General features: G+C 34.0%; 5 protein-coding genes. 2 read left to right on the top strand and 3 right to left on the bottom strand.

Translation table 11 applies throughout. From position 1 onward, the window contains the following. A partial coding sequence (locus ACNDLV_RS02825; RefSeq protein ID WP_498882923.1) for an SPFH domain-containing protein occupies positions 1-777 on the top strand: 777 nt, incomplete at its 5' end. A gap of 60 nt (positions 778-837) precedes the next feature. Here the strand turns inward: ACNDLV_RS02825 and ACNDLV_RS02820 are convergent. The 3 genes from ACNDLV_RS02820 to ACNDLV_RS02810 all read right to left on the bottom strand — a co-directional run bounded on the left by ACNDLV_RS02820 (position 838) and on the right by ACNDLV_RS02810 (position 4,400). Continuing rightward, positions 838-2,220, bottom strand: a complete 1,383-nt coding sequence (locus tag ACNDLV_RS02820) for an amino acid permease (RefSeq protein WP_006586841.1) — start codon at positions 2,218-2,220, stop codon at positions 838-840. Then, positions 2,213-3,613 (bottom strand): amino acid permease, encoded by a 1,401-nt coding sequence (locus tag ACNDLV_RS02815; RefSeq protein ID WP_006586842.1) that lies wholly within the window; start codon positions 3,611-3,613, stop codon positions 2,213-2,215. Before ACNDLV_RS02815 ends, ACNDLV_RS02820 begins: the two co-directional genes overlap by 8 nt. Before the next feature lie 100 nt (positions 3,614-3,713). After that, positions 3,714-4,400 (bottom strand): DUF554 family protein, encoded by a 687-nt coding sequence (locus ACNDLV_RS02810; RefSeq protein ID WP_022091179.1) that lies wholly within the window; start codon positions 4,398-4,400, stop codon positions 3,714-3,716. A 188-nt stretch (positions 4,401-4,588) separates the two neighbouring features. On the opposite strand from ACNDLV_RS02810, the gene ACNDLV_RS02805 reads away from it, so the two are divergent. Continuing rightward, positions 4,589-6,127, top strand: coding sequence for an autotransporter outer membrane beta-barrel domain-containing protein (locus ACNDLV_RS02805; RefSeq protein WP_006586844.1), 1,539 nt, complete (start codon positions 4,589-4,591; stop codon positions 6,125-6,127). The last annotated feature ends 69 nt before the right edge of the window (positions 6,128-6,196 follow it).

Raw genomic sequence — 6,196 nt, 5'->3', positions numbered from 1 at the left:
CATATAAGTGGAGATGAGGGAAAATATTCTAAAACTGAAAGAGCCGGACTAATTTTTATTATTCCATTTGTTCAGAGAATTCGTAAAGTGTCATTAGCCCTTCAACCACTCGAAATTAGTAAGTATTCAATTATTACCAAAGATAATGCTGAAGTTTCAACTAGTTTAACCTTGAATTACCAAGTAACTGATTCATTCAAGTATTTCTACAACAATACCGATTCAGTTGAGTCAATGGTGCAACTAGTTCGGGGACACTTGCGTGATATCATTGGTCGAATGGATTTAAATGATGCTTTAGGTTCAACTAGCCAAATTAACGCCCAGCTTGCTGAAGCAATTGGTGATTTGACCAATGTTTATGGTATTCGAGTAATTCGGGTAAACGTTGATGAATTACTTCCAAGTAAAGAAATCCAACGTGCAATGGATAAGCAATTGACAGCTGATCGTGAAAAAACTGCTACAATTGCTAAAGCTGAAGGGGAAGCACGAAATATCGAATTGACCACCAAGGCAAAAAATGATGCCTTAGTTGCTACGGCAAAAGCTCAAGCCGAAGCGATTAAAACCCAAGCTGATGCAGAAAAATACCGGATTGAACAACTGAAAGCTGCTTTAGCAAATGCCCCTGAAGACTACTTTAAGAATCAAAGTATTGCTGCTTTCAAGGATTTAGCTAATGGTGAAAATAACTTAATTGTGATGGATAAGGATAACTTAACGCAATTAGGTAACATCCCTGCTGTTAAAGAAATTTGGAAAAAGCAAGATTAAGATTAGTTAGCTACAACTAAAATGCATAAAAAAGCCATCTCTAATTGAGATGGCTTTTATTTACTTATTCTTTTTATGCATTCTTCTGAAATAGTATTCCGTTGCACTTGCTAATAATACTAATGCACCAACTGTAACTGAAATTCTTGTTTCATCATTTAAAAACATAAAAATTACAATTAACACTAAAACAGCAAAAGCAAAAAAGTTAGAGTACGGATATAAGGGTAATTTGAATGGATGGTCTTTCATAATTTCCGGATTATTTTTTCTAAACTTATATTCAGCCATTAAAATTACAAACCAAGCCACCATTCCTGGTAAAACTGACGAACTATAGACAATAACAAATATTTCATCCATTGTTTTGTTAACAGTTGAAAGAATAAAGTTCAATACAAATCCAATTAAAATTCCGGAAGTAATCCCAACAATAGCCTTACTTGGAACAATTTTCTTAGAAATCTGTCCAAAAATCTTTGGAGCATCGCCCTCATTCGCTAATTTAAAGAGCATTCTACTTGAAGAATATATCCCACTATTGGCACCTGATAAAGCAGCAGTTAAAACAACAAAGTTAATAATTGAAGCAGCACCAGTAATCCCTACTTTAGTAAAAGTTTCCACAAATGGTGAGCCAATTGCTGAAAGTTGATTCCAAGGATAGATTGAAACAATAACAAAAATCGCACCAACGTAGAAAATCAGAATTCTCCATAGAACGGACTTAACACTTTTAACAACGGCTTGCTTAGGATTAGCAACTTCACCAGCACTAATTCCAATTAATTCAATTCCTTGATATGAACCAACAATAATTGACATTGAAAAAATGAAGCCCTTTAAACCACCAGTAAAGAAGCCGCCGTGACTCCATAAGTTGCTAAAGCCGACAGGTTTCCAATTATTACCAAACCCAAGCAAAATTACTAAAAGTCCAATGATAATCATCAAAACAATCGTTACAACTTTAATCATTGAAAACCAAAATTCAAGACTAGCATAAGCTTTGGCACTTGCTAAATTCGCCAATAGTAAGAACCCTATAATAATTATCCCTACTAAAAGAGCTGGAGTTTTTGGCCACCAAAACTTCAAATATTCAGTTGCCGCTACAACTTCACTAATTCCAACCACGATATATTGAAAAACCGCAGCCCATTCAGCCATATTTCCGGCTAATGGGTGAACATATTCAGTTGCATAATCAGCAAATGACCCTGTTCCAGGGTTAACATAGAGCATTTCACCTAACGCTCTCATAACAATATAAAGAATAAGTCCAACAAAAATATATGCCAAAAGCACAGAAGGTCCTGTCCATTTAATGGTTGAGGTTGATCCCATAAAAAGTCCAACACCAATTGCACCACCAAGGGAAATCATTTCCATTTGGCCGGCAGTCATTGATCTCTTTAACTTTGGAGCCTTATTTTCAGCCATGACTATCTCCTCCCACTTTTAATCCATGTCTTAAAACATATACAACAGCAGCCACTATTAAAACTAACAATCCTGCTATAACTGAAACTCTCGTTTCACTATTAATAAACATAAATCCAACAATAACAAGTAACATTGCAAAAGCAAAGTAATTAGAATATGGATATAATGGCAACTTAAATGGGTGATCTTTCAATAGTTCTGGATTATTTTTTCTGAATCTTAATTCTGCAAGCAAAATTACAAACCAAGGTATCATACCTGGAAGAACTGATGAACTAAATACAATTACAAATAAGTCCTCAGTTGATTTGCTAAATTGAGATGCAAAAACATTCAAAACAAAGCCTAAGAAAATACCAGAAGAAATTCCCATAATTGCTCTACTTGGAACTACATGTTTTGACAAATAGCCAAACACCTTAGGTGCATCGCCTTCATGAGCTAACTTGAATAACATTCTACTTGAAGAATAAATTCCACTATTTGCACCAGATAAAGCTGCTGTTAAAACAACAAAGTTAATAATTGAAGCAGCTGCAGTAATTCCCACCTTAGCAAAAGTAGTTACAAATGGAGAACCAAGACTAGATAACTGATTCCATGGATAAATTGTTACAATTACAAAAATTGCCCCTACATAGAAAATTAAAATTCTAAATAAAACAGACTTGACACTCTTAACAACAGCTTCTTGTGGATTTTCAACTTCACCTGCACTAATTCCAAGTAACTCAATTCCTTCATAAGAGCCAACAATAATTGACATTGAAAAAAAGAAGCCTTGTACACCACCAGTAAAGAAGCCACCATGACTCCACAAATTACTAAAACCAGTTGGGTGTCCACCATTACCGAATCCAAAGAAAATTACTAAAAAGCCTAAAATAATCATCAAAATAATAGTAACGACTTTAATCATTGCAAACCAAAACTCTAAGTTTGCATAAGCTTTCGCACTTGCTAAATTTGCAAGTAATAGGAAAGCAATGATAATTACCCCAGACCAAAAAACATTTACTTGTGGCCACCAAAATTTCAAATATTCAGTTGCTGCAACAACCTCACTCATTCCAACAACGATGTATTCAAAAACATTAGCCCATTCAGCCATATACCCTGCCATTGGGTGAACATATTCAGTTGCATAATCTGCAAAAGAACCAGTTCCTGGATTAACATAGAGCATTTCACCTAATGCTCGCATAACAATGTATAAAATTAATCCAACAAACATATATGCTAATAAAACGGATGGTCCTGTCCACTTGATAGTTGAAGTTGATCCCATAAAAAGTCCAACACCAATTGCACCACCAAGGGAAATCATTTCCATATGCCCAGCAGACATCGAACGCTTTAACTGCGGAGCAGAACTAGTTTTTTTATCCATAAAAATCCTCTCACTCTGAACAAGTTAGCTTAGTAACTTATTCAGCAAATTTCTTTTCTTATTGTAAGTTATCTATTTGTCTATAGCAAATTCAGGTTTATTAATAATGAAAAATCATTTTACCTAAAAAATAGAAAATAGGCACCAATAAACTTGGCAATAAATCCAAACTTTTAATTTCACGAATTTTTAACAAGCTAATTCCACTTGCTGTAATCAGAAAGCCACCAACAAGACAAAGCTCATTAACTAATTCCATACTAAAGAAATTTGCAAAGCCTACTTTAACAAGACAAAAGATCAAGAAAAACCAGCCTAATAAAATAGGTGTTTCCAAAAGCATCCCCCAACCAAAACTAGCACCAAAAATAATAGCACATACAAAAGTTAAAGATGCATTAGTCAATAAAAAAGTTAAATCACCAGTCTTAGCTGCATTTATTGGCCCCAATAAACTAAGTGCCCCAATACAATCTAAAAAAGTAGCGGTTGCGACACCTTTTGCCAATTCACTGGTAAACTTGGTTTCAAGTAAACTTTCAACATGTTGGTCAACTTCAAAGAATTTACCTATTAAAGCCCCTAAAGTTAAGCTCACAACAAATAAGAGGGGGAAATTTGACTTATTCATGTAGTTAACCACAGTATTAACTCCAACTCCCAATGCGGCCAAGCCCAGAGCAAGCCAGAGAGCATCAATATATTTCTCTTTTAAATGCTGCTTAAACAGACATCCGATTGCTGTTCCAATCACTACAGCCAATCCGTTAATTAAAATACCAATCAAAATTTCACGTCCCACAAATCAATTTAACTTATTTTTTATCTTTATCATTTTATATAAAATGATTTCATTTTTCCAATCAAAACATTTACTTTTTCTAAAATTGGTAACACTAACTTATTTTTTTCATCAAAGAAAAGTCATATTTGTCAGTTAAATTATAGCCAGTGAATGAAAGGAGTTCTACACTTATGAAAAGAAAGAAATTAAAGCTCATTAGCATTCCTTTAATAGCATTAACAATTGCTGGTGAAACAGCAATTATCACTAATCAAAATGTGAGTGCTGCTAATACTACCCCACCCTCAATGCCTTCTGGTTCAAAAAAAGGTGGTGCTAATACCCAAAGTTATGATTATACTGGTAGTTTATCCGCTTCAGTCTTAGCAAATTCAACTAGTCGCAAATTACTCAATAAAACCTTATCTAGTTCAAGCAAAGATAAAAACGTTGCGTTAATAGAAAATGCCGGCACATTAACTTTAAATCGCGTTACCTTAAACAAAACAGGTTCTTCATCTAATGATGATAATAACAACTTTTATGGAACCAATTCTGTCTTACTAGCAACTGGAAAAAAGTCTACTGCATATATTAAGAATTCAAAAATCAAAAGTAATGCAACTGGCGCTAATGGAATTTTTGCTTCAAATAAAGCAACTATTTATGCAAATAACACCTCTATCACAACAACTGGTTCGGCCAATTCACGTGGTTTAGATGCAACTTATGGTGGTACAATTATTGCCAATAAATTAAGCATTTCTACTAAGGGAGATCATTCTGCAGCCTTAGCAACTGACCGTGGAGGCGGAAACGTAAGTGTCACTAACTCTAAACTAAAAACCGCTGGTAGTGGCTCTCCATTAATTTATTCAACTGGAAATATTGAAGTAAATAACGTAACTGGGACCGCTACTGGCTCTCAAATTGCTGGTATGGAAGGTTACAACAACATTTATATTTCTAATTCTAAGTTATCATCTACTAACAACAAAAAAACGGGCTCTGATCCAATTAAAAATGGTGTAATTCTCTACCAGTCAATGTCAGGTGACGCTGATACTTCAACTAGTGAATCCGCAAAATTTCAAGCTGTAAATTCTAGCTTGTCAACTTCAATTGATTCTGGCGCAATGTTTTATGTTACTAACACTAGCGCCAATGTAGTACTCAAAAATACTAAGTTAAATTTCAATTCAAATAAAGTGAACTTATTAACCATTGAAGGTAATAACTCAAACTTTTGGGGCAGTGCTGGTTCAAATGGTGGTAAAGTAACTTTCACTGGCATTAAGCAAAAATTGAACGGTAACATCTCAGTTGATAATATTTCTAGTCTTAAGCTTTATTTGTTAAAGAATTCAACTTATACTGGTAAAACTTCAATCACAACCAATTCCAAGGCAACAAGTTCTAGCAAAACTTCTGCTCCAATTACAATCAATCTTACTAAAGGCTCCAAATGGGTAGTAACTGGCAATTCAACTGTAAGTAATTTAAATGTTGAAGCAGGTGCAAAAATTGTTGATAATTCAGGTAAAACTGTTACTATTGTCAATTCAGCTGGTAAAACCTTAGTTAAAGGAACCAGTAAATATAAAATTACTGTAAATGGAAGCTATAGTAAAAAAGTAACAACTAGTTCTGCTAACAAATTAAGTAAAAGTAGTGTTTCAAGAACAGCTTTTGACAAATATTTCAACACTAAGACTGAATTTTCATATTAAAAAATAAAAAGAAGCAGCTAACGTACTAAACACATTGAACATTTAGCAGTTAATTGCTTCTTTTATTTT

The organism is Lactobacillus fornicalis, assembly GCF_055362665.1.
This window is presented reverse-complemented; position numbering and strand designations above follow the sequence as displayed.

Excerpts from the sequence above, each read along its gene's own strand:
- ACNDLV_RS02820 (WP_006586841.1), bottom strand. The coding sequence starts at position 2,220 with ATGGCTGAAAATAAGGCTCCAAAGTTAAAGAGATCAATGACTGCCGGC.
- ACNDLV_RS02815 (WP_006586842.1), bottom strand. The coding sequence starts at position 3,613 with ATGGATAAAAAAACTAGTTCTGCTCCGCAGTTAAAGCGTTCGATGTCT.
- ACNDLV_RS02805 (WP_006586844.1), top strand. The coding sequence starts at position 4,589 with ATGAAAAGAAAGAAATTAAAGCTCATTAGCATTCCTTTAATAGCATTA.